This is a genomic window from Pseudomonas sp. FIP_A4 (genome assembly GCF_036701605.1).
Lineage (GTDB): Bacteria > Pseudomonadota > Gammaproteobacteria > Pseudomonadales > Pseudomonadaceae > Stutzerimonas > Stutzerimonas phenolilytica.
In genome coordinates, this window is the sequence record NZ_JAYDXP010000121.1 from 58,515 (window position 1) to 77,247 (window position 18,733).

At 64.3% G+C, this 18,733-nt stretch carries 23 protein-coding genes, 2 tRNA genes and 1 other RNA gene; 11 read left to right on the forward strand and 15 right to left on the reverse strand.

Annotated elements, in window-relative coordinates; genetic code table 11:
- Nucleotides 1–19 precede the first annotated feature (19 nt).
- From htpX to U8L64_RS07625, 3 genes are all read right to left on the reverse strand, one after another.
- Nucleotides 20–892, reverse strand: a complete 873-nt coding sequence (htpX, locus tag U8L64_RS07615; protein WP_003287654.1) for a protease HtpX — start codon at nucleotides 890–892, stop codon at nucleotides 20–22.
- Nucleotides 893–974: 82 nt separating this feature from the next.
- Nucleotides 975–1,430 carry a hypothetical protein gene (locus U8L64_RS07620; protein ID WP_054093335.1) on the reverse strand — a complete coding sequence of 152 codons (456 nt, stop codon included), beginning with the start codon at nucleotides 1,428–1,430 and terminating at the stop codon, nucleotides 975–977.
- Between the two features lie 4 nt (nucleotides 1,431–1,434).
- Nucleotides 1,435–2,646 (reverse strand): pyridoxal phosphate-dependent aminotransferase, encoded by a 1,212-nt coding sequence (locus U8L64_RS07625; protein WP_043297301.1) that lies wholly within the window; start codon nucleotides 2,644–2,646, stop codon nucleotides 1,435–1,437.
- Between the two features lie 190 nt (nucleotides 2,647–2,836).
- Here U8L64_RS07625 and msrB point away from each other — a divergent pair, with 190 nt between their 5' ends.
- Nucleotides 2,837–3,235: a peptide-methionine (R)-S-oxide reductase MsrB gene (gene msrB / locus U8L64_RS07630; RefSeq protein ID WP_043297300.1), complete on the forward strand. Its 399-nt coding sequence runs from the start codon at nucleotides 2,837–2,839 to the stop codon at nucleotides 3,233–3,235.
- 104 nt (nucleotides 3,236–3,339) lie between these two features.
- Nucleotides 3,340–4,230 (forward strand): ATP-binding protein, encoded by an 891-nt coding sequence (locus U8L64_RS07635; protein ID WP_054093334.1) that lies wholly within the window; start codon nucleotides 3,340–3,342, stop codon nucleotides 4,228–4,230.
- Nucleotides 4,231–4,285: 55 nt separating this feature from the next.
- Here the strand turns inward: U8L64_RS07635 and U8L64_RS07640 are convergent, their stop codons facing one another.
- Nucleotides 4,286–4,963 carry a glutathione S-transferase family protein gene (locus U8L64_RS07640; RefSeq protein ID WP_333395807.1) on the reverse strand — a complete coding sequence of 226 codons (678 nt, stop codon included), beginning with the start codon at nucleotides 4,961–4,963 and terminating at the stop codon, nucleotides 4,286–4,288.
- Between the two features lie 20 nt (nucleotides 4,964–4,983).
- A complete protein-coding gene (locus U8L64_RS07645) occupies nucleotides 4,984–5,751 on the reverse strand; it encodes a hypothetical protein (RefSeq protein ID WP_333395810.1) in 768 nt (255 codons plus the stop codon).
- 201 nt (nucleotides 5,752–5,952) lie between these two features.
- Here U8L64_RS07645 and U8L64_RS07650 point away from each other — a divergent pair.
- Together U8L64_RS07650 and U8L64_RS07655 are read left to right on the forward strand one after the other, a co-directional pair.
- A tRNA-Glu gene (locus tag U8L64_RS07650) sits at nucleotides 5,953–6,028 on the forward strand.
- A 5-nt stretch (nucleotides 6,029–6,033) separates the two neighbouring features.
- Nucleotides 6,034–6,109, forward strand: a tRNA-Gly gene (locus U8L64_RS07655).
- A gap of 131 nt (nucleotides 6,110–6,240) precedes the next feature.
- On the opposite strand, the gene U8L64_RS07660 is transcribed toward U8L64_RS07655, so the two are convergent.
- Nucleotides 6,241–6,525, reverse strand: coding sequence for a metal-sensing transcriptional repressor (locus U8L64_RS07660; protein WP_043297294.1), 285 nt, complete (start codon nucleotides 6,523–6,525; stop codon nucleotides 6,241–6,243).
- Nucleotides 6,526–6,704: 179 nt separating this feature from the next.
- On the opposite strand from U8L64_RS07660, the gene U8L64_RS07665 reads away from it, so the two are divergent.
- From U8L64_RS07665 to U8L64_RS07680, 4 genes are read left to right on the forward strand one after another with little or no spacing between them, the layout of a single operon-like run.
- Nucleotides 6,705–7,028 carry an ArsR/SmtB family transcription factor gene (locus tag U8L64_RS07665; protein WP_043297292.1) on the forward strand — a complete coding sequence of 108 codons (324 nt, stop codon included), beginning with the start codon at nucleotides 6,705–6,707 and terminating at the stop codon, nucleotides 7,026–7,028.
- Complete coding sequence (locus tag U8L64_RS07670; protein WP_043297291.1) at nucleotides 7,025–7,459, forward strand: YeeE/YedE family protein; 435 nt, start codon at nucleotides 7,025–7,027, stop codon at nucleotides 7,457–7,459. The genes U8L64_RS07665 and U8L64_RS07670 overlap by 4 nt, the downstream gene beginning before the upstream one ends.
- A 2-nt stretch (nucleotides 7,460–7,461) precedes the next feature.
- The gene (locus tag U8L64_RS07675) at nucleotides 7,462–7,881 is read left to right on the forward strand and encodes a DUF6691 family protein (protein ID WP_043297290.1); all 420 of its coding nucleotides are present in this window, start codon (nucleotides 7,462–7,464) and stop codon (nucleotides 7,879–7,881) included.
- Nucleotides 7,882–7,894: 13 nt separating this feature from the next.
- Nucleotides 7,895–8,086 carry a YgaP family membrane protein gene (locus U8L64_RS07680; RefSeq protein WP_008570439.1) on the forward strand — a complete coding sequence of 64 codons (192 nt, stop codon included), beginning with the start codon at nucleotides 7,895–7,897 and terminating at the stop codon, nucleotides 8,084–8,086.
- Between the two features lie 52 nt (nucleotides 8,087–8,138).
- Here U8L64_RS07680 and U8L64_RS07685 read toward each other — a convergent pair whose 3' ends face one another.
- From U8L64_RS07685 to U8L64_RS07710, 6 genes are all read right to left on the reverse strand, one after another.
- Nucleotides 8,139–8,567, reverse strand: a complete 429-nt coding sequence (locus U8L64_RS07685) for a DUF2141 domain-containing protein (RefSeq protein WP_333395821.1) — start codon at nucleotides 8,565–8,567, stop codon at nucleotides 8,139–8,141.
- Nucleotides 8,568–8,683: 116 nt separating this feature from the next.
- Entirely contained in the window at nucleotides 8,684–9,064 is a 381-nt protein-coding gene (locus U8L64_RS07690) for a rhodanese-like domain-containing protein (protein ID WP_043297289.1), read from the reverse strand.
- A 41-nt stretch (nucleotides 9,065–9,105) separates the two neighbouring features.
- A complete protein-coding gene (locus U8L64_RS07695) occupies nucleotides 9,106–9,969 on the reverse strand; it encodes an MBL fold metallo-hydrolase (RefSeq protein WP_333395824.1) in 864 nt (287 codons plus the stop codon).
- Nucleotides 9,970–10,064: 95 nt separating this feature from the next.
- Nucleotides 10,065–10,811 (reverse strand): ABC transporter ATP-binding protein, encoded by a 747-nt coding sequence (locus U8L64_RS07700; RefSeq protein WP_043297287.1) that lies wholly within the window; start codon nucleotides 10,809–10,811, stop codon nucleotides 10,065–10,067.
- Nucleotides 10,804–12,024 (reverse strand): ABC transporter permease, encoded by a 1,221-nt coding sequence (locus tag U8L64_RS07705; protein WP_333395828.1) that lies wholly within the window; start codon nucleotides 12,022–12,024, stop codon nucleotides 10,804–10,806. Before U8L64_RS07705 ends, U8L64_RS07700 begins: the two co-directional genes overlap by 8 nt.
- A gap of 6 nt (nucleotides 12,025–12,030) precedes the next feature.
- Nucleotides 12,031–13,203, reverse strand: coding sequence for an efflux RND transporter periplasmic adaptor subunit (locus U8L64_RS07710; protein WP_234302581.1), 1,173 nt, complete (start codon nucleotides 13,201–13,203; stop codon nucleotides 12,031–12,033).
- A gap of 165 nt (nucleotides 13,204–13,368) precedes the next feature.
- On the opposite strand from U8L64_RS07710, the gene U8L64_RS07715 reads away from it, so the two are divergent.
- On the forward strand, nucleotides 13,369–14,298 hold the full coding sequence (locus U8L64_RS07715; protein WP_333395833.1) for a ZIP family metal transporter: 930 nt from the start codon (nucleotides 13,369–13,371) through the stop codon (nucleotides 14,296–14,298).
- Between the two features lie 9 nt (nucleotides 14,299–14,307).
- On the opposite strand, the gene U8L64_RS07720 is transcribed toward U8L64_RS07715, so the two are convergent.
- The 3 genes from U8L64_RS07720 to U8L64_RS07730 form a co-directional block, all read right to left on the reverse strand.
- On the reverse strand, nucleotides 14,308–15,033 hold the full coding sequence (locus U8L64_RS07720) for an OmpA/MotB family protein (RefSeq protein WP_054093326.1): 726 nt from the start codon (nucleotides 15,031–15,033) through the stop codon (nucleotides 14,308–14,310).
- A gap of 1 nt (nucleotide 15,034) precedes the next feature.
- Nucleotides 15,035–15,844 (reverse strand): motility protein A, encoded by an 810-nt coding sequence (locus tag U8L64_RS07725; RefSeq protein WP_043297282.1) that lies wholly within the window; start codon nucleotides 15,842–15,844, stop codon nucleotides 15,035–15,037.
- A gap of 111 nt (nucleotides 15,845–15,955) precedes the next feature.
- On the reverse strand, nucleotides 15,956–16,942 hold the full coding sequence (locus tag U8L64_RS07730) for an NAD(P)/FAD-dependent oxidoreductase (protein WP_043297281.1): 987 nt from the start codon (nucleotides 16,940–16,942) through the stop codon (nucleotides 15,956–15,958).
- Between the two features lie 317 nt (nucleotides 16,943–17,259).
- Here U8L64_RS07730 and ffs point away from each other — a divergent pair.
- Nucleotides 17,260–17,356, forward strand: an RNA gene (gene ffs / locus U8L64_RS07735) — signal recognition particle sRNA small type.
- Nucleotides 17,357–17,564: 208 nt separating this feature from the next.
- On the forward strand, nucleotides 17,565–18,704 hold the full coding sequence (gene earP / locus U8L64_RS07740) for an elongation factor P maturation arginine rhamnosyltransferase EarP (RefSeq protein ID WP_333395840.1): 1,140 nt from the start codon (nucleotides 17,565–17,567) through the stop codon (nucleotides 18,702–18,704).
- Nucleotides 18,705–18,733: the final 29 nt, after the last annotated feature.

Below are 18,733 nucleotides of genomic sequence, written 5' to 3' on the forward strand. Positions count from 1 at the left end.
CTTTGTCATCCGAACGTGCTCAGCCGCGCTGACGCAGCGCCTCGATGCGATCGTCCAGCGACGGGTGGGTCATGAACAGCCCGGCCATGCCATGCTTCAGCGCGCCGTTGATGCCGAACGCCTTGAGCGTATCCGGCATCTGAACCGGCACGCCTTGTTCGGCCTGCAGACGGCGCAGCGCGCCGATCATGGCCTGGGTGCCGGCGAGCTGTGCGCCGGCTTCATCGGCGCGGTATTCGCGTTTGCGCGAGAACCACATGACGATGATGCTGGCCAGCAGACCCAACACCAGTTCCGCGAAAATGGTCGCGACGAAGTAGCCAATGCCTTGGCCTTCCTCGTTCTTGAGGATCGCTTTGTCGACGAAGTTGCCGAAGATCCGCGCGAAGAACATCACGAAGGTGTTCACCACGCCCTGGACCAGCGCGAGCGTGACCATGTCGCCGTTGGCCACGTGACCAATCTCATGGGCCAGTACGGCCTTGACCTCGTCCGGCGAGAAACGCTCCAGAAGACCCTGGCTGACGGCCACTAGGGCATCGTTTTTGTTCCAGCCGGTGGCGAAGGCGTTGGCCTCGTAGGCCGGGAAGATACCGACTTCCGGCATCTTGATGCCGGCTTCGCGCGACAGTTGTTCGACAGTCTGCAGCAGCCACTGCTCATGGCGCGTACGAGGCTGGCTGATGATCTCGGTGCGGGTGCTCATCTTCGCCATCCACTTGGAGATGAACAGCGAAACCAGCGAGCCGGCAAAGCCGAAGACCGCGCAGAAGGCCAGCAGGCTGCCATAGTTCTGGCCAGTGTAACGGTCGACTCCGAGCACCTTGAGCGTGATGCTGGCGATCAGCAGTACCGCAAGGTTGGTGGCCACGAACAGAAAAATGCGCATCATGGTTGCGACTGACTCCGGGAGTACGAGAAAGAACGTAGGCTATATAAGGTGCGCCCCCGGCCTATTCAACCGGGCGACTATTTCAAGCTATGTCGCGTCGTGCTGGAAGCGGGCCGCTTTCAAAGAGTAGTCGGGCCAATCGGGCGAGACGCTCGCTGTTTCCGCTTTTCAGCGCTTCGCGTAGCTGATGGGCGAGGCTGGCATGAACGCGTTGCACGCTCGAAGGCAAGGTTTCCGTTGCGGCGGGCAAATCGGGAACGCTGCGAGTCAGGCGCAGGAACGCCTTTTCGGTGAGTACGGCCTGATCCAGGGCCTGATACTGAATGGTGCTGTCGAAGCGCAGATAGCCCTCTTCGGCCAGCCATAGCAGCGTCCCAAGGCAGCCCTGGTGGCGCTTACTCGGCAGGCCGAATTCGTCCGGCTCCTCACGGCCGATCAGGTCCTCGACGTACAGCGCGGCCTTGCGCGGAAAGGCCTGATAGAGCATCAGCAGGCCTGCCGCCGCGTCCCGGTAGAAATCGTCGATGTGCAGATCCATGCCGCTACTGGTGATAGGTCTTGAGGAAGTTGCCTATGCGACCGATCGCCTGTTCCAGATCGTCGACGCGCGGCAGCGTGACCACGCGGAAATGATCCGGCCATGGCCAGTTGAACGCCGTGCCCTGGACGATCAGCAGCTTCTCGGCCAACAGCAGATCGAGCACGAACTTCTCATCGTTGTGAATCGGACAAACCTTCGGGTCGATCCGCGGGAAGGCGTAGAGTGCGCCCATCGGCTTGACGCAGCTGATGCCTGGGATGTCGTTGAGCAGTTCCCAGGTGCGGTTGCGCTGCTCGATCAGGCGGCCTGGCGGCAATATCAGGTCGTTGATGCTCTGGTAGCCGCCCAGTGCTGTCTGGATCGCATGCTGGGCCGGCACGTTGGCGCATAGGCGCATGTTGGCCAGAATATCCAGGCCTTCGATGTAGCTCTGCGCTTTCTGCTTGGGGCCGGAAATCGCGACCCATCCCGAGCGGAAGCCTGCCACCCGATAGGATTTGGACAGGCCGTTGAAGGTGAGGCAGAGCACGTCCGGTGCCAGCGAGGCGGTGGAAATGTGCACGGCGTCGTCGTAGAGAATCTTGTCGTAGATCTCGTCGGAGAACAGTACCAGCTTGTGCTGGCGTGCCAGCTCCACCATGCCCTCCAGCACTTCTTTGGGATAGACCGCGCCGGTCGGGTTGTTCGGGTTGATCAATACCAACGCCTTGGTGTTCGGCGTGATCTTGGCCTTGATATCGGCCAGGTCCGGCCACCAGTTGGCCTGCTCATCGCACAGGTAATGCACCGGCTTGCCACCGGCCAGGCTGACGGCAGCAGTCCACAGCGGGTAGTCCGGCGCCGGGATCAACACTTCGTCGCCGTTGTTCAGCAGCGCCTGCATGGACATGACAATCAGCTCGGACACGCCGTTGCCGAGGTAGATGTCCTCGATGCCGACGCCTTCGACCTGCTTCTGCTGGTAGTACTGCATGATCGCCTTGCGGGCGCTGAACAGGCCTTTGGAATCGCTGTAGCCCTGGGCGGTGGGCAGATTGCGGATCACGTCCTGGAGGATTTCCTCCGGGGCCTCGAAACCGAACGGCGCCGGGTTGCCGATGTTCAGCTTGAGGATGCGATGGCCTTCCTCTTCCAGGCGTTTGGCGTGCCGTAGCACCGGCCCGCGAATGTCGTAGCAGACATTGGCGAGCTTGTTCGATTTGCTGACCTGCATGATCCTGAGTGTCCCGAAGTGAAAACGCGCCAGCTCCGGAGTGGCTGGCCTCGCTTGGCATGAACCCGGGCGCCTTGGCAGTCGGAAACCCCGCTGCCAGACTAGGCGTCGAAGAGCCACGCATGATACGTGCGGCCCGATCACCGGAAAAGGTACAGATCGGCCTTTTTTAAGCTGTGGAGGTGTACCGATGGATAAGCTGGAAAAACCGCTCGAAGTCTGGCGCGAAGAGCTTTCCGACGAGCAGTTCCAGATCTGCCGCCTCGGTGCCACCGAGCGCCCGTTCAGCGGCAAGTACAACGACAGCAAGACCCCCGGTATCTACCGTTGCGTCTGTTGCGGTGCGCCGCTGTTCGATTCGGCTGCCAAGTTCGATTCAGGTTGCGGCTGGCCCAGTTACTTCCAGCCGGTCAGCGACACGGCGATCGCCAGTCTGGATGATTTCAGTCACGGTATGCATCGCATCGAGGTGCGTTGCGCGCGCTGCGATGCGCACCTCGGCCACGTGTTCCCCGATGGACCGCGACCAACCGGCTTGCGCTATTGCATCAACTCCGCGTCTCTTGAGCTGGAGCCGCGCGAGGCCTGATTTTTTCGGCCGCGAAGACGATTGCAGCCGCCCGCTACGTCGATGGGGTAGTGGGTGTGGCGCGAGCGTCGCTCAATTCTATGAATCACATCTGGAGTCGTTCGATGGATGTCGAGCTGAAAGCATTTCTGCGGCGTGCCGAGGCGCTGCTGACGCGTGTCGAGCCGTTGTTGCCGACACCCCATGAGGCCATCGACTGGGGTGTGACCATTGCCGCGCGCTGGCAGCGAGAGGAGCGTGGGGGCTGGCTGGCGCCGTTGCGCGTGAGTCTCGATCTGTCACTGGACGACCTGATCGGCATCGACCGCCAGCGTGATCTGCTGGCGGTCAATACCCGCCAGTTCGTTTCCGGAATGCCGGCCAACCATGCGCTGCTGTGGGGCGCGCGCGGCACCGGCAAGTCGTCGCTGATCCGCGCGCTGTTGGCTGAATATGCCGCAGCCGGGCTACGTCTGATCGAGATCGAGCGCGACCACCTGGCCGATCTGCCACGTCTGGTGGAGGCGCTTGCCGGCGAGCGGCGGGCGTTCGTGGTGTTCTGCGACGACCTTTCCTTTGAGGCCGGTGAGGGGGATTACCGGGTGCTCAAGAGTGTGCTCGACGGGTCGCTGGAACGTGCGCCGGATAACGTGCTGCTGTACGCCACCTCCAACCGCCGCCATCTCGTGCCGGAGCGGCAGAGCGATAACGAGCACTGGCAGATGGTCGATGGAGAGTTGCATCCCAACGAGGCGGTGGAGGACAAGATTGCCTTGTCCGACCGGTTCGGCCTGTGGCTGTCGTTCTACCCGTTCAGTCAGGAACACTATCTGCGTGTCGTTCGCCACTGGATCGGCTCGCTGGCAGATCAGGCCGGGCTGGACTGGGGCTGGAACGAGGCGCTGGAGAAAGATGCGATTCGCTGGGCAACCGGACGCGGTAACCGCAACGGACGCTGCGCATACCAATATGCTCGCCAGTGGGTCGGCCAGCGTTTGCTTGAGCGCCGCGATTGAAGAATTGCAGCGCCTCGGTCGGGCGCTGCGTACGCTTATGGTCGAGTGGGCGGGCTCAGCGTGCCGCCGCTTTGGCCATTTCCTTGAGCTTGTCGTTCATGCGTTGCTCGCTGGGCAGCAGGCTGGCAAGCGAAGGCAGGGCAAGCATGCGGGCGTAATGAGCGCCCAGTGCGGGCCAGCGAGCGGTGTCCAGCGATTCACCGCCGTGGGCCATATTGACCAACTGGCTGGCGATGGCGAGATCGGCTAGCGACAGGCGTCCGCCAACGAAATAGTCCTGCTGCCCCAGTTGCTGCTCGAGGTAATCGAGGTGTGGCGGCAGTTTCTCGTGCAGTGCTGACTGTACGGCTTGCTCGTCGCAGCTATGCCCCGAGCTCGGTTTGAGTATGCGATTGGCAAAAATGCAGAAAGTTGTCAGCGGCGCGAGTTCGTAGTCGGCGTATTTCTCCAGCCATCGAATCCTTGCCCGGCTTGCCGCGTCATCGCCGTACAGGCGGTGCGCATCGGCATAGGCGTCTTCGAGGTACTGGCAGATCACGCTCGAGTCGGCCATCGTAATGTCGCCGTCGCGCAGCGCGGGAATGCGGCCGAGGGGGTTGAGCTGGAGATACCAGTCCGGCGGATTGAACGGCATCACCATTTCCAGCTGGTAGTCGAGCGCTTTTTCCAGCAGGCAGAGCCTGACCTTGCGTACGAACGGCGAAAGCGGGGCTCCGTAAACCGACAGTGTCATTGTTGTTCTCTCTGTAGGGCCTAGTAGACGTTGTTCTTCTTCCACAGATCCTCGTCGTCGAATGCCTTCATGCCTTCGGCCAGCTCGCTCGGCTCATCTGCGGCGGGACGCGCCTGATTCGCTACCAATGCATTGGCGTGATCGAGAAGATTCTGCAATTGCTTGAGTTGCGCCGAGTACTCGACTGTAGACGGCTGTTTGCGAATGTGCTGGATCGCGCGCTCGAAGGCCAGGCGCGCGCGTTGTGGCAGGTTCTGTTGCAGCGCGTGACGGCCGAGACCGGCAAAGTATTCAATGTGCAGGACGGCTAGCAGGCGCTGGATTTCCTGAACCCAGCGGCGACCTTCGTCCTGGCCGAGCTGACGCTCCTTGGCTGCTCGAACAATTTGTGCATGGAGATCTTCGAGCATGAAGCGCACCTCCTTGGCCTGGGCTTCGCTGACGATCTGCCGTGGCGGATTGCGAACCGGGATGGCATCGCCTTCGGCGATCTCACTGCGCAGGCTCTGGATTCGGCCGGCCAGCTGATCGTTGCCGCGCTCGAGCGGCAGCAGCCGTTCGCTGAGGTTCAGCTCGAGGCGGGCGAGCACCTGCTTCAGGGCCGGCGTCATCATCTGCCCGGGCAGCGCTTCGCTGAGATTGCTGCAGCGGCGTCGGCGATCGTTCAGGTCTGCGCGTAGCCTGGCTTTCTCCAGGTTCTTTCGCTCGACGAGTTGGTTGATATAGCCGATAGCGACCAGCAGAACCACGCCGGCAACGACCAGGCCGGTGATCATTAAAGGAGACACATCAGGCACTCCGTGCGGCTGAGTTTGCGCCTGAGTGTAGTGGTTGGGGTGGCAAGCTGATAGCTCCGAAGGGGGTGTCGATTTTTTTTGGTTTGCAGGGTTGACGGGCTATCGGTGCCTCCATAAAATGCGCGCCACTTGCAGCGTGAAGCACCAAACGAAGCGCAGCAAGCCGGAATCAGGCTGTAGTTTCCGGGGTGTGTCCCCTTCGTCTAGTGGCCTAGGACACCGCCCTTTCACGGCGGTAACAGGGGTTCGAGTCCCCTAGGGGACGCCAATTTTGCGGGAATAGCTCAGTTGGTAGAGCACGACCTTGCCAAGGTCGGGGTCGCGAGTTCGAGTCTCGTTTCCCGCTCCAAATTCACTTCACATGCCGATCAGGCATCTGGAGCTAAAAAGCGACCTAAGGGTCGCTTTTTTTATGGCCGCAATTCCTCACGTCACTCATTCTCTTCACGGGCATCGCTAGGCGGCAGCCGCGTCGATCACTCAGGTGTACTTGGTGAAGATACTGCGCACACGCTCCAGTGCAGCAGCCGTGTCCTGGTCCTGATCGTGTAGCGCCTCCTCGAGCAGACAGGTCAGCATCAACCTATAGGCCTTATCCAGTGCGCTGCGGGCGGCCGAGAACTGCTGAGCAATGGCCTCGCATTCCTCGCCGCGCTTGATCATCGCCTGGATGCCGCGAATCTGGCCTTCGACCCGGGCCAGCCGCTTGAGCATGGCCTGCTGCTGGTCCTGCATGTCGATCGACGTTATTGCCTGGTCTTCCATCAATCACCTCGGCGGGAAGAAACGAACAGAGCGCCCGGCGCGAGTACGTTGCGTGGGTTGGTCATATACCGGTAGGGGCATCCTAGCGACGGCATCGAGCGTTGACTACCGTTGTGTTGACAAGCGGATCGGCAAACAATATATATATAAATATATTGTTTTTCTTGAAGGTGTTGGTTGTGACGCTTGCTTCTGCTGAATTGGATATACAACGCCTGCGCGAAAGCGCGGCGGCTGCAGGTCAGCTCCTGCGCACGCTCGCGAATCCGGACCGGCTACTCCTGCTATGCCAGTTGAGCCAGGGCGAGCGCAATGTCAGCGACATGGAGCAATTGCTGGGCATCCAGCAGCCGACGTTGTCGCAACAGCTGGCCGTGCTGCGGCGCGAGGGCCTGGTGGAGACCCGTCGCGACGGCAAGCAGATCTTCTATCGCATCGCCAGCCCCGAGGCGCTGGCGGTCATCGCCACGCTCTATCAACTTTTCTGCGGGAGCGAGCAATGACTATCGATTGGGTCAATTTCACCCCTTGGTCGGCATTAGCCGGCGGCGCGTTGATCGGCCTGGCAGCTGCTCTGTTCATCATGCTGAATGGCCGCATTGCCGGTATCAGCGGCCTGCTCGCCAGCCTGCTGGAGCGCAAGGCGGAGGGGCGGGGCGAGAAGGCACTGTTCCTGCTTGGCATCCTGCTGGCGCCATTGCTGTGGCTGATGGCCGGCGAATGGCCGCGGATGGAATTCCAGACCAATTGGCTTGGCCTGCTGATCGCCGGCGTGCTGGTCGGTGTAGGGACGCGCTATGGCGCTGGCTGCACCAGCGGACACGGCGTTTGCGGTATATCACGCCTCTCGGCGCGTTCTATCGTCGCGACCCTGACCTTCATGGCCGCAGGATTCGCGACCGTTTTCGTCATTCGCCATCTTGTCGGAGCTTGAACATGCGCAAGCTGACTGCATTTGCCGCGGGTCTGCTGTTCGGTATCGGCCTGCTGCTTTCGGGCATGGCCAATCCGGCCAAGGTGATCGGTTTTCTCGACCTGGCGGGTGCCTGGGACCCGTCACTGGCCCTGGTGATGGCCGGTGCCATCGCAGTGGCGCTGCTGCCGTTCGGCTGGGCGCGGCGTCGCCATGTCTCGCTGCTCGAGGCACCGATGCGCTTGCCGGAGAAGCGTGAGCTGGATCGGCGCCTGATTGGCGGCAGCCTGCTGTTCGGTGTGGGCTGGGGTATCGCCGGCATCTGTCCAGGTCCGGCGCTGGCCATGCTGCTGTCCGGGCGCTGGCAGGTCGTACTGTTCGTCGTGGCGATGCTCGGCGGAATGTTGCTCTTCACTGCGCTGGAAAACCGGCGCGCGCACTGACCTGGAGGTCATCATGAAAGCCAATGTGGGAACAATCGATCGTACGGTGCGGATAGTCGTCGGGCTGTTGCTGATCGGTCTGACGCTGGGCGGCGTGATCGGCATGTGGGGCTGGATCGGCCTCCTCCCGCTTGCGACTGGCATATTCCGTTTCTGCCCCGCATACGGTCTGCTGGGCATCAAGACCTGCAAGCTGCGCCATTAACGGCGCACCCGCCGCTGGTCGGCAATCGACCGGCGGCGGCCATCACATGCGCTCAGTAGCGCATGTCGATAATGATGGTCGTGCTCTGCTCGGGGACGACCTCGAAGGCACTGTCGTCGAAGGCCGGCGGGCCCATCACCTTGGGATTATTGGACAGACCGTAGCCTTCGGCTGGGAACATGCCGAAGCGGCGGTCGAGTTCGCCGTTGGCGTTCTCGTCATGGTAGGCCATGACCGCATAACGTCCCGGCGGAACATCACCGAAAGTCAGCGTCACGTCGCCGGTTGCCGCGGGGGCCTGCTTGGTGGCGAATGCCTTGGCCTCCTTGCGGAAAGTCTTCGGATCGGCGTACAACCCGACTCGCACATTGCCCCGGTCATGCTCGACGCCCGCCAGGGTGATCTTCAGCTCCTGAGCCTGCGCCAACTGGATCGTGCCGATGCCAATGCCCAGCAGCAGCGCCCATATCCCTCGCTTCATCGTCTTCATCTCCGCGGTCATTGCGTGGCGGCCATTGCGACCGCCGCGTTGCGTGCAGAAGTCTAGCGTGATCGCGCAACGCCACCTGATGGTTTGTCTGTCGTTTGAACACGAATTCAACTGAAGTCGGGCAGGCTCGGAGTCGTTTGCGGCAGGCCGGCGGCGCACCAGGCATCGAAGCCGCCTTCGACGGACCGGACCTGCAGATAGCCCATCTCCCGCAGCGCTGCGGCAGCGAGCGCCGCGCGCCCTCCGGTCTTGCAGTAGAGCACGATCGCCAGATCGCGCGAATCGAACTCGGGCATGCCGCTGAGCTTGAACTCCAGCACGCCACGCGGAATGTTGACGGCACCCGGAATGTGCGCGACGTGGTACTCGTCGCCTTCGCGCACGTCGATCAGTACGTCCGCTTCGCGAATCGCCGCTTCGGCATCGGCAATCGGAACTTCCCGGATGCGGGTCCGGGCCTCGACGACGAGGTCATGGGCGGTTTTCATGTGGCGGTCTCCCGTGAGTCAAAGGTTCGTGATCTGGGCGGTCAGAGCCTGTCCAGGGGTATCTTCAGGTAGCGCGTGCCGTTGCTCTCCGCTGGGGGCAGTTCGCCGCCGCGCATGTTGACCTGAACCGAAGGCAGGATCAGTGCCGGCAGCCCGAGCGTGGCATCGCGCGCGGTACGCATGGTCACGAACTCCTCCTCGGTGATGCCGGCGTGGATATGAATATTGTGCGCGCGCTCGGCGCCGATACTGGTTTCGTGGAAGAACGTCTCGCGGCCTGGCGCCTTGTAGTCATGGCAGAGGAACACGCGGGTGCTGTCGGGCAGGGCGAACAGTTTCTGGATCGAGCGGTACAGCGTGCGCGCGTCGCCGCCGGGAAAGTCGCAGCGGGCGGTGCCGTAGTCGGGCATGAACAGCGTATCGCCGACGAAGGCGGCGTCGCCGATCAGGTAGGTGAGGCAGGCGGGCGTGTGGCCTGGCGTATGCAGTGCCTGTGCATCGAGGCTGCCGATTTGGAACCGTTCGCCGTCACGGAACAGCTGATCGAATTGCCGTCCATCGGTGGCGAATCCGGCGCCGGCGTTGAACAGTTCGGCAAACGTACGTTGCACTTCGGTGATGCGCTCGCCAATGGCGAGCCGGCCGCCCAAGTGCTGCTTGAGATAGTGGGCGGCGCTCAGGTGATCGGCATGCACATGGGTTTCCAGCAGCCATTGGACTTGCAGATCGTGCGTGCGGATGTAGTCGATGATGCGATCGGCGGCCTGATGCGATGTGCGTCCGGAGGCGGCGTCATAGTCGAGCACGGAGTCGATCACCGCGCACTGGCGCGTCTGCGGATCGCTGGCAACGTAGCTGTAGGTGAAGGTGGCGGGGTCGAAGAAGGCTTCAATCCGGGCGCTCATGTCGCAACTCCTTTCAACGTATTAATACCCTATGGGGTATTCAAGCCTGTCGATAGTAGCGCGTTTTTCGTGGTTGCGTTTCGTTGGGCCGACGACTATTTCGACGGTGGCGACTGCACATCGAGAGGCGAATTCAACGCGTCGCTGACGATCTGTCCGTCGACGAGCTGCACGGTGCGCGCGCAGTTGGCCGCCAGGCGCGGGTCGTGGGTTACCACCAGCACCGCGCAGCCGAACTGTGCATTGATGCGGTGGAACAGCTCGAACACGCTCTGCGCGGTGCGTGTGTCGAGGTTTCCGGTCGGCTCGTCGGCCAGCAGCAGCGGTGGGCGGGTCACCAGCGCACGGGCGATGGCGACCCGCTGCTGTTGGCCACCGGAAATCTGCGTGGGCTTCTTGTCGGCGTACGCGGCGAGGCCGACCTCGTCGAGCAGGCTGCGCGCCAGATCGATCTCCGTCGCCGACGGTTTACCGTGCCGGATCATCAGCGGCATCAGCACGTTATCCAGCACGCTGAATGCCGAGATCAGGTGATGGAACTGGAAGACGAAGCCGATCGCTTCGTTGCGCAGGCGCGTGCGTGTCTCGTCATCGACCGTCCGCGTCGGCCGGCCGAGCAGGTACAGCTCGCCGGCACTCGGCGGGTCGAGCAGGCCAATGACGTTCAGCAGCGTGCTCTTGCCCGAGCCGGACGGACCGATAAGCGCGGTCAGCTCGCCGGCGCACAGGCGCAGGTCGATGCCGTGCAGCACCTCGCTTTCCAGTGGCGTGCCGAGGTTGAAACTCTTGCGCACGCCTTCCAGGCGCAGTACTTCGCGTGGAGGCAGGGTCGGATCAGACATAGCGAATGGCCACCGCCGGGTCGTAGTGTGCCGCGCGGCGGGCGGGCAGGGCGGCAGCCAGCACGCCGGTCACGGTTGCCACGAGCATGGCCAGCGGCACCAGCGTCGGGTCGACGGGAATGAAGAACAGTCGTGGCCCCAGCAGGTTGAACACCTGCACCAATCCCCAGCCGACGCCGCCGCCGCAGGCCGAACCGAGCAGGCCGAGCAGGCCGCCCTGGATCAGAAATACCCGCAGGATCTGCTGGCGTGGGCTGCCCATCGCGCGCAGGATGCCGATCTCCCGGGTGCGTTGGACGACACTGACGGCAAGCACGCTGGCGATGCCGAAGGCCACCGAGATGCCGACGAACACGCGAATCATCTCGGTGGTCATGCTCTGCGAGCTGAGCGCATTGAGCAGCTGGCCGTTGGTATCCATCCAGCTTTCGGCACGCAGCCCGGTCAACCGGGCGAGGCGGTGGGCGATCCGGTCGGCCTCGAAAATCTGCGCCACGGTGGTGTCGATCACCGTCACGCCGCCGGGCAGGTCGAGCAGGGTCTGTGCCTGCTTGAGATCCAGATAGACGTAGCGCTCGTCCAGCTCGCGCACGCCCAGCTCGAAGATTCCGGCGATATCGACGACCGCCTCGCGCCCCTCGCCGGCGTCCAGGCGCAGCTTGTCGCCGACGCCAAGGCCCAGGTCGCGCGCCAGTTCGGTGCCGATCACCGCGTCGCCGGCACCGACGCGCAGTTCGCCCGCAACCAGTTCCTCGGCCAGCGGGATGATGCGCTGGTAGCGCTGTGGATCGATGCCGACCAGCGCCACCGAAGCCCGCGCGACGCCGCGGCGCGCCAGCGCCGGACCGCTGATCACCGGCGATACGGCGAGCACCTGGGCGTCCTGATCGAGCACGTCGCGCACATCCTGCCAATTGCTGATCGAACGCAGGCGCTGGGCGCGCGGGCTTTCCAGCAGCAGCGTCAGCGTGCCATCGGCTGCCGGCAGCACGCGATTGACCTCGTCCGGCGGCAGGATGCGAATGTGCGACTGGGTGCCGAGCGTGCGCTCGATCACGTTGGCCTGCAGGCCGGTGATCAACGCGGTTATGAAGACGATCACCGCCGAGCCCACGGCGATGCCGAAAACGATCAGCAGCGTCTGCAGGCGGTTATCGAGCAGAAAGCGCAAGGCGATTTTCCACTCGGTCCACAGCGAGTCGAGCAGGCGCATCGGTGATCAGTCCTGCACGCCGGTGGGAATCGGGCGCTCGCGCAGGCGCACCCGCCGGCCTTCCTCGGCTTCGGCGGCGAGAACGCGGTCGCCGGCCTGCAGGCCATCGAGTATCTCGCTCAAGGCGGTGCCGAGCAGGCCGAGACGCACATCCACCTGTTCGACCTTGCCGTCACGCACCCGCAGCACCCGCGCACGCTCGCCGTCGCGGCTGCGCAGCGCGTCGTTGGGCAGTACCAACGCCTGCTCGCGGCGTCCGGTCTCGATGTTCACCGATACCGTCATGCCCTGGCGCAGCAGTTCGGCCGGCTCTTTCAGGTCCAGGTGCACATCGATAGTGCCGCGTGCGGTGTCGACGCTGGGCGCGATGAAGCTCACGCGGGCGGCGAACGCACGCGTCGGATAAGCATCGGCGATCACCTGCGCGGCCTGGCCGATCGCCACGGGCGCGAGGTTCTTCTCGTCCAGCGGCAGGATGATTTCGCGTCGGCCGGCGCGGGCGATTTCCAGCAGCATGCGCCCCGGCTGGACCAAGTCGCCCGGCTCGACGGCGCGGGTCTGCACGATGCCATCGACCTGGGCGTGGATGCGCGTCTTGGCGAGGTTGGCGCGGGCGGCCTCCAGACGCTGGCGCAGCACCTGTTCCTCGCTGCCGCCGGGCGCCTGCGCGGCGGCAGCGAGGCGGGCGCGATCACGTATCACCCGCGCCGCCAGCTCAGCGCGACGGGCCTGCTCCAGCGGCTCGGAGGCCAGCAGCTTGCGTTCGAACAGGGTTTCGCGCCGCTCACGCTCGCGTACCAGTTGCTGCAGGTTGCTCTGCGCATCGCGCAGCGTGGCCTGAGCTTGCGGCCGGCTGCTGTCGATCAGCTGGCGCAGGGCGGCCTCGGCCTCGCGCAGGCGCGCCAGTTGTTCGTCGTCACGCAGCTCCAACAGCAGGTCGCCCGCTTTCACCGGATCGCCTTCGCGCACGTGGCGGGCGGCGACCACGCCGGTGATCTCGCTGCCGATCTGGGCGACCGACTGGTTGTCCACCTCGCCGCTGGCAACCACCCGCTGCACCAGCGGGCGCGGCTCCAGGCGATAGCCCGGCAGCTCCGGCCCTTGCCAGTGCTGCCAGAGCAGCCAGCCGACGACCAGAGCCACCGGCAGGATCACCACGAGCGAGCGGCGATAAGGCATTGCGAGCACGTTTGAGCACTCCCCAGAGTATGTCGCCGAAGCTTACGGCCAATCCATTCGTCGAGCCATCCTCGCGCGGTGCCGACACCCGTCTATCGCGGTCATAGCAGGAACCGCCAGAAGGCGCGGCGCTACAATGAAGCCCCGCTCCAAGGATCCGATGACATGGATACTACGCAAAGCTCCGCTGCGACACTTCGCTCCGCCTGGATCGCCCAGGCGCAGGCCAATCCCTGGATTGCGACCGGGCTTGGCACTGCCTTGCTGGCGGTGCTGGTGCTGCTGCTGGCGAGCGGCTACAGCGCGCTGCACAACGGCGATCAGAACAACCTGCGCCTCGCCATGCTGGGCGGCAGTGCAGGGTTCGCTGCCACGGCGCTCGGTGCCCTGCTGGCTATCGGCTTGCGTGAGATTTCTACCCGCACCCAGGACAGCATGCTCGGCTTCGCGGCCGGCATGATGCTTGCGGCCGCTTCGTTCTCGCTGATCCTGCCGGGGCTTGCCGCCGGCCGGGAGATCTTCGACAGTGGTACGGCGGCGGCGTTGATGGTGGTCGTCGGGCTCGGTTTGGGGGCGCTGCTGATGCTCGGGCTCGATTACTTCACGCCGCACGAACATGAAAGCACAGGGCCTTGCGGGCCGGATTGTGAGCGGTTGAATCGCGTCTGGCTGTTCGTGCTGGCCATCGCCCTGCACAACATTCCCGAAGGCATGGCGATCGGCGTGAGTTTCGCCAATGGCGACCTCAGCGTGGGCGTGCCGCTGACCACGGCGATCTCCATCCAGGATATTCCCGAGGGCCTGGCAGTGGCGCTGGCGTTGCGTACCACCGGCCTGTCCGCGCTGGCCTCGGCGCTGGTCGCCGCGGCTTCCGGTCTGATGGAGCCGCTCGGTGCGCTGGTCGGTCTGGGCATGTCCAGCGGTTTCGCCACCGCCTATCCGGTCAGCATGGGGCTGGCGGCCGGCGCGATGATCTTCGTGGTGTCCCATGAGGTGATCCCCGAAACACACCGTAACGGCCACCAGACGCCGGCGACCATCGGCCTGATGATCGGCTTCGCAGTGATGATGTTCCTCGACACGGCGCTCGGCTGAGCGCCGCGCTCAGGGTGCGGGCGGCTGGGTCTGCATCACCAGTTCGACTCGTCGGTTGCCGGCACGGCCCTGGTCGCTGGCGTTGTCGCGTAGCGGGCGGGTTTCGGCGTAGCCGGTCGCGCTCATCCGGGCGGCGGCGATGCCGCTGACCTGCAGGTAGCGCACCACGCTGCTGGCGCGGCTGGCTGACAGTTCCCAGTTGGACGGAAAGCGCGGCGTCTGGATCGGCAGGTCGTCGGTGTGGCCCTCGACGATGATCCGGTGCGAGGTGGCGGCGAGTGTCGGGATCAGCCGGTCGAGCACGGCAAACCCGGCCTCTTCGAGTTCGGCCTGGCCGGAGCCGAACAGGATTTCGCTGCTGATGCGAAAGCTGATGCTGCCCTCGTTGACGATCACCTCGATGTCCTCGCCCAGGTCCGGCAGCACCGGTGCCGGTTCGCGCGCCTGCTCCGGCAGTGGCGGCGCGGGGGCAAGCGCGGCAATCGCCTGCACTTCATCAGATGGCTGTGGCGTGCCGATAACGAGCGGTGCCTGCCCCTCGGGAGCCCGTGCTGCGCCGGATTGCCGTGTTGCGCCGTCGCCCTGGCCGGCGAAGGCGAGCATCACCACCAGCATCACCAGCAGCAGGGTGATCATGTCCAGGTAGGTGAGCAGCCAGCCCTCCTGTTCTTCTTCGCCGCGAGGCTCGACGTGCCACCTGGCGAAGCGGTCGTTGCGTCGTGCCGAACCGTTCATTTCAGACGTCCGGCTGCGCGGCGCGTGGCTTGCGCGGGTTGCCGTCGCGAATCTCGTCGTCGTGATGGGCGAGGAAAGACTTCAGGGTCTCGCGCATGTAGGCCGGGCTGCGCTTGTTGCACATCATCGCGATGCCCTGCATCACCAGATTCATCAGCGCGACGCGCTGCTCGGTGCGCCGCTCCAGCTTCACCGCGACCGGTTTGAGCAGCAGGTTAGCCAGTAGCACGCCATAGAAAGTGGTCATCAGTGCGACCGCCAGGCTGCGGCCGATCTGCTGCATGTCGCCGCTGCCGAGCAGGAACATCAGGTTGATCAGGCCGACCAGCGTGCCGATCATGCCGAATGCCGGCGCGTAGCTGGCCATCGTGCGGAACAGTTGCGCCTCGGCGTTCTCGCGCGCGCGCAGCCGGGCGATGCGCCACTGCAGCAGGTCGGTGATGTCTTCTTCCGGTGTGTTGTCGATCACCAGCTGTACGCCGGTGCGCAGGAACGGGTTCTTCACCTGCTCGACGGCCCGTTCCACGGCCGGCAGCTCGCCAGCGATCCACAGCCGGGAAATCTGAACCAATTCTTCCAGGTCCTGGCGGGTGTACAGCCGTTCGTTGCGCAGCACCGTGCCGATCAGGCCGAACACGCGCATGACCTCGCGCAGCGGGTAGCTGATGAAGGTCGCGGCCAGCGTACCCACCAGCACGATGCCCAGACTGGGCAGGTCGAGATACAGCGCGGGATCGTGCGCGGCGAACAGCATGACCACCGCAAGCAGTGCGACGCTCGCGACGATACCGATCAGGGTTGAGGGGTTCATCGAAACTCCCGAGAGGCAAGGACATGCCGACCAAGCGCGGCATTCAACCGGGAGATTCGGCCGTTTCCGGCGCAACTTTAGCGAGCCGCATGCCGGCTCGCGCAGTCGCCGCTATAGATGTTCGAGCAAACGCCGGGCCGCTTCCTGGCCACTGAGCCAGGCGCCTTCGACCCGCCCGGAGAGGCACCAGTCGCCACAGGCGTACAAACCCAGCCCCGCATCGGCGAGCGCGCCCCATTCATGGGGCTGCGCCGGGCGCGCGTACAGCCAGCGATGCGCCAGGGTGAACTCGGGAGCGGGCACGACACAGTCGATCAGCTCGGCGAATGCACCGAGCAGCTGCTCGCTGACGGCCTCCTTGGACAGATCGAGGTGCTGACGACTCCAGCTGTTGGTGGCATGCAGCACCCAGGTGTCCAGGCGTCCGTTGCGCCCGGGCTTGCTGCGCTCGCGTGCCATCCAGTCGAGGGCGTCGTCCTGCACGAAGCAGCCCTCCATCTGAGTGGGCAGCGGCGTGGCGAAGCCCAGGGCGACGGCCCAGGTCGGTTCCATCGCGACGCTGGCGGCGACGGCCGCGAGCTTCGGTGCGGCGGCCAGCAGCGCACTGGCTTGAGGTGCCGGGGTGGCGACGATTACGTGGCTGAAGGGGCCGTGGCTGGCGCCGTCGGCATCCACCAGGGTCCAGAGTTCCTCACCGCGAAACGCTTCGGTGATGCGGCAGCTGAACGTTGCCGGCAGATCGCCGAGCAACGCGCGGGCGATCGACGCCATTTGCGGCGTGCCGACCCAGCGCAGCTGTTCGTTGGTCGACGGTTCCAGCTGGCCGGCACGGGAAAGGTAGAGGTTGGGCGACCAGGGGGCGGCCCAGCCTTCGTCCTGCCAGTGCTGCAGCGCCTCGCGAAAACGCCGGTCGCGCGCGGTGAAATATTGGGCGCCGAGATCGAGCGAGCCGCTCTCGATCTGCTTGCTGGCGGTGCGCCCGCCGCAGCGGCGGCTCTTGTCGAACAGCCGGACGTCCTGACCCGCCGCGTGCAATGCCTGAGCCGCGGACAGCCCGGCGATACCGGTACCGATGATGGCGATGGGAGCCTTGCTCATGATTACCTCATTGCTGTTGCCATCCGCCGCGCCGCTACGAAGGGTGCCGGCGGCGCAGCATGTTTGCGTGACAGGTGTTTTACTCCAGCCGCGCACTTTCATCCTCGAACAGACGCCCGGCTTTGGCTAGGGGCAATTCGTACCATGCGGCTAACGGATGGCGCGCCTGATCCCTTGACTGACCGACGGTAGCGGCTGGCGTTCGCCACAGATGCGATCTTCTGCCCTGGCACCGCAGCTAGACAGCGGTTGTAACTTGTCGATAAGCCGGTACAATGGCGCTGCTCGCCGCCAGGCGGGTTCGTCATGGTGGGCTCTGTCGGTCCCCCCGCAACGATCAGCCGTGAACCCGGTCAGGCCCGGAAGGGAGCAGCCGCAGCGGTGACATTGTGTGCCGGGGTGTGGCTGGCAGGGCTCACCTCCATGACGCCTTCTCTACAGTTTCCCTCCTTGTCTTCTTCTCTGATCACGGCCCTCGTGTCGGGAATCCGCGCGCGTGCCGATAGTTTCGGCGGTAGGCCTGCGACCGATTTGCAGGGCGGCCAATGATCCGTATCCTGCCGCGATTGGTTTGCGATGGGCGCCGCGCACGGTGGCCTGCCAGCGTTGGAAGGAGTTCGGTTTGTCTGTGAAAGTGGCCTGGGACATCTTCTGTGTCGTGGTGGACAACTACGGCGATATCGGCGTGACCTGGCGCCTGGCGCGCCAGCTGGCCGCTGAGCATGGCCAGCGGGTGCGGCTCTGGGTCGATGATCTCGAGACCTTTGCCCGTCTGTGTCCCGGTACTAGCGCGAGCGCGGCGCAGCAGTGGCACGAGGGCGTCGACGTGCGTCATTGGCCGCGCGAGTGGGGCGGGGCCGAGCCGGCCGATGTGGTCATCGAAGCGTTCGCCTGCGAGCTGCCCGCTGCCTATATAAATGCAATGGCCGCGAGCAGCCGACGCATTCTTTGGCTGAATCTGGAATACCTCAGCGCCGAGGATTGGATCGCCGGCTGCCACGCATTGCCGTCGCTGCAGTCCAGTGGGCTGCAGAAGTACTTTTTCTTCCCCGGTTTCGAGGCGAAGACCGGCGGGTTGATCCGCGAGGCGGACCTCGTTTCGCGGCGCGAAGCGTTCCAGGCTGATCCGGCACGTCGCGAGGATTTCCTTGCCAGCCTGGGCGTGGTGGTGCAACCCGGCGCGCGGCTGCTGTCGTTGTTCGCCTACGAGAATGCCGCCGTAGCCGGCTGGCTCGACGCGCTGGCCGCCGACTCGCGGCCGAACCAGCTGCTGGTGCCCGAAGGTCGCGTGCTGGTGGATGTCGCCGCATGGCTCGGCGTGTCATCGCTGCAGCCGGGTGAGCGTTATCAGCGTGGCGCGCTGCAAATCGCAGTGGTGCCGTTCATGACTCAGGACGAGTACGACCTGCTGCTGTGGAGCTGCGATTTCAACGCGGTGCGCGGCGAGGAGTCGTTCATTCGTGCGCAGTGGGCGGGACGTCCGCTGGTGTGGCACATCTATCCGCAGGAAGACGATGCGCACTGGGACAAGCTGCATGCCTTCCTCGACCTGTACGGCCACGATCTGGCGCCCGCCGCGCGCGGCGCACTGCAGGACTTCTGGCGCGCATGGAATGCCGGGGAGGGCGCCGGGCCCGCCTGGAACGCGTTGCTGGATGAATATCCGGCGCTGCTCGCCCATGCCGAGGCCTGGCTGCACAAACAGGTGGCGAATGGTGATCTGGCTGGAAAGCTGGTGTTTTTTTACACAGATTGGCTATGATACGCCGCCTGTTTTTTGTCTCTAATTCC

What these genes read in the sequence shown, in the direction of transcription:
- htpX (WP_003287654.1), bottom strand. Translation starts at nt 892, where the DNA reads ATGATGCGCATTTTTCTGTTCGTGGCCACCAACCTTGCGGTACTGCTG.
- U8L64_RS07620 (WP_054093335.1), bottom strand. Translation starts at nt 1,430, where the DNA reads ATGGATCTGCACATCGACGATTTCTACCGGGACGCGGCGGCAGGCCTG.
- U8L64_RS07625 (WP_043297301.1), bottom strand. Translation starts at nt 2,646, where the DNA reads ATGCAGGTCAGCAAATCGAACAAGCTCGCCAATGTCTGCTACGACATT.
- msrB (WP_043297300.1), top strand. Translation starts at nt 2,837, where the DNA reads ATGGATAAGCTGGAAAAACCGCTCGAAGTCTGGCGCGAAGAGCTTTCC.
- U8L64_RS07635 (WP_054093334.1), top strand. Translation starts at nt 3,340, where the DNA reads ATGGATGTCGAGCTGAAAGCATTTCTGCGGCGTGCCGAGGCGCTGCTG.
- U8L64_RS07640 (WP_333395807.1), bottom strand. Translation starts at nt 4,963, where the DNA reads ATGACACTGTCGGTTTACGGAGCCCCGCTTTCGCCGTTCGTACGCAAG.
- U8L64_RS07660 (WP_043297294.1), bottom strand. Translation starts at nt 6,525, where the DNA reads ATGGAAGACCAGGCAATAACGTCGATCGACATGCAGGACCAGCAGCAG.
- U8L64_RS07670 (WP_043297291.1), top strand. Translation starts at nt 7,025, where the DNA reads ATGACTATCGATTGGGTCAATTTCACCCCTTGGTCGGCATTAGCCGGC.
- U8L64_RS07675 (WP_043297290.1), top strand. Translation starts at nt 7,462, where the DNA reads ATGCGCAAGCTGACTGCATTTGCCGCGGGTCTGCTGTTCGGTATCGGC.
- U8L64_RS07680 (WP_008570439.1), top strand. Translation starts at nt 7,895, where the DNA reads ATGAAAGCCAATGTGGGAACAATCGATCGTACGGTGCGGATAGTCGTC.
- U8L64_RS07685 (WP_333395821.1), bottom strand. Translation starts at nt 8,567, where the DNA reads ATGAAGCGAGGGATATGGGCGCTGCTGCTGGGCATTGGCATCGGCACG.
- U8L64_RS07690 (WP_043297289.1), bottom strand. Translation starts at nt 9,064, where the DNA reads ATGAAAACCGCCCATGACCTCGTCGTCGAGGCCCGGACCCGCATCCGG.
- U8L64_RS07695 (WP_333395824.1), bottom strand. Translation starts at nt 9,969, where the DNA reads ATGAGCGCCCGGATTGAAGCCTTCTTCGACCCCGCCACCTTCACCTAC.
- U8L64_RS07700 (WP_043297287.1), bottom strand. Translation starts at nt 10,811, where the DNA reads ATGTCTGATCCGACCCTGCCTCCACGCGAAGTACTGCGCCTGGAAGGC.
- U8L64_RS07705 (WP_333395828.1), bottom strand. Translation starts at nt 12,024, where the DNA reads ATGCGCCTGCTCGACTCGCTGTGGACCGAGTGGAAAATCGCCTTGCGC.
- U8L64_RS07710 (WP_234302581.1), bottom strand. Translation starts at nt 13,203, where the DNA reads ATGCCTTATCGCCGCTCGCTCGTGGTGATCCTGCCGGTGGCTCTGGTC.
- U8L64_RS07715 (WP_333395833.1), top strand. Translation starts at nt 13,369, where the DNA reads ATGGATACTACGCAAAGCTCCGCTGCGACACTTCGCTCCGCCTGGATC.
- U8L64_RS07720 (WP_054093326.1), bottom strand. Translation starts at nt 15,033, where the DNA reads ATGAACGGTTCGGCACGACGCAACGACCGCTTCGCCAGGTGGCACGTC.
- U8L64_RS07725 (WP_043297282.1), bottom strand. Translation starts at nt 15,844, where the DNA reads ATGAACCCCTCAACCCTGATCGGTATCGTCGCGAGCGTCGCACTGCTT.
- U8L64_RS07730 (WP_043297281.1), bottom strand. Translation starts at nt 16,942, where the DNA reads ATGAGCAAGGCTCCCATCGCCATCATCGGTACCGGTATCGCCGGGCTG.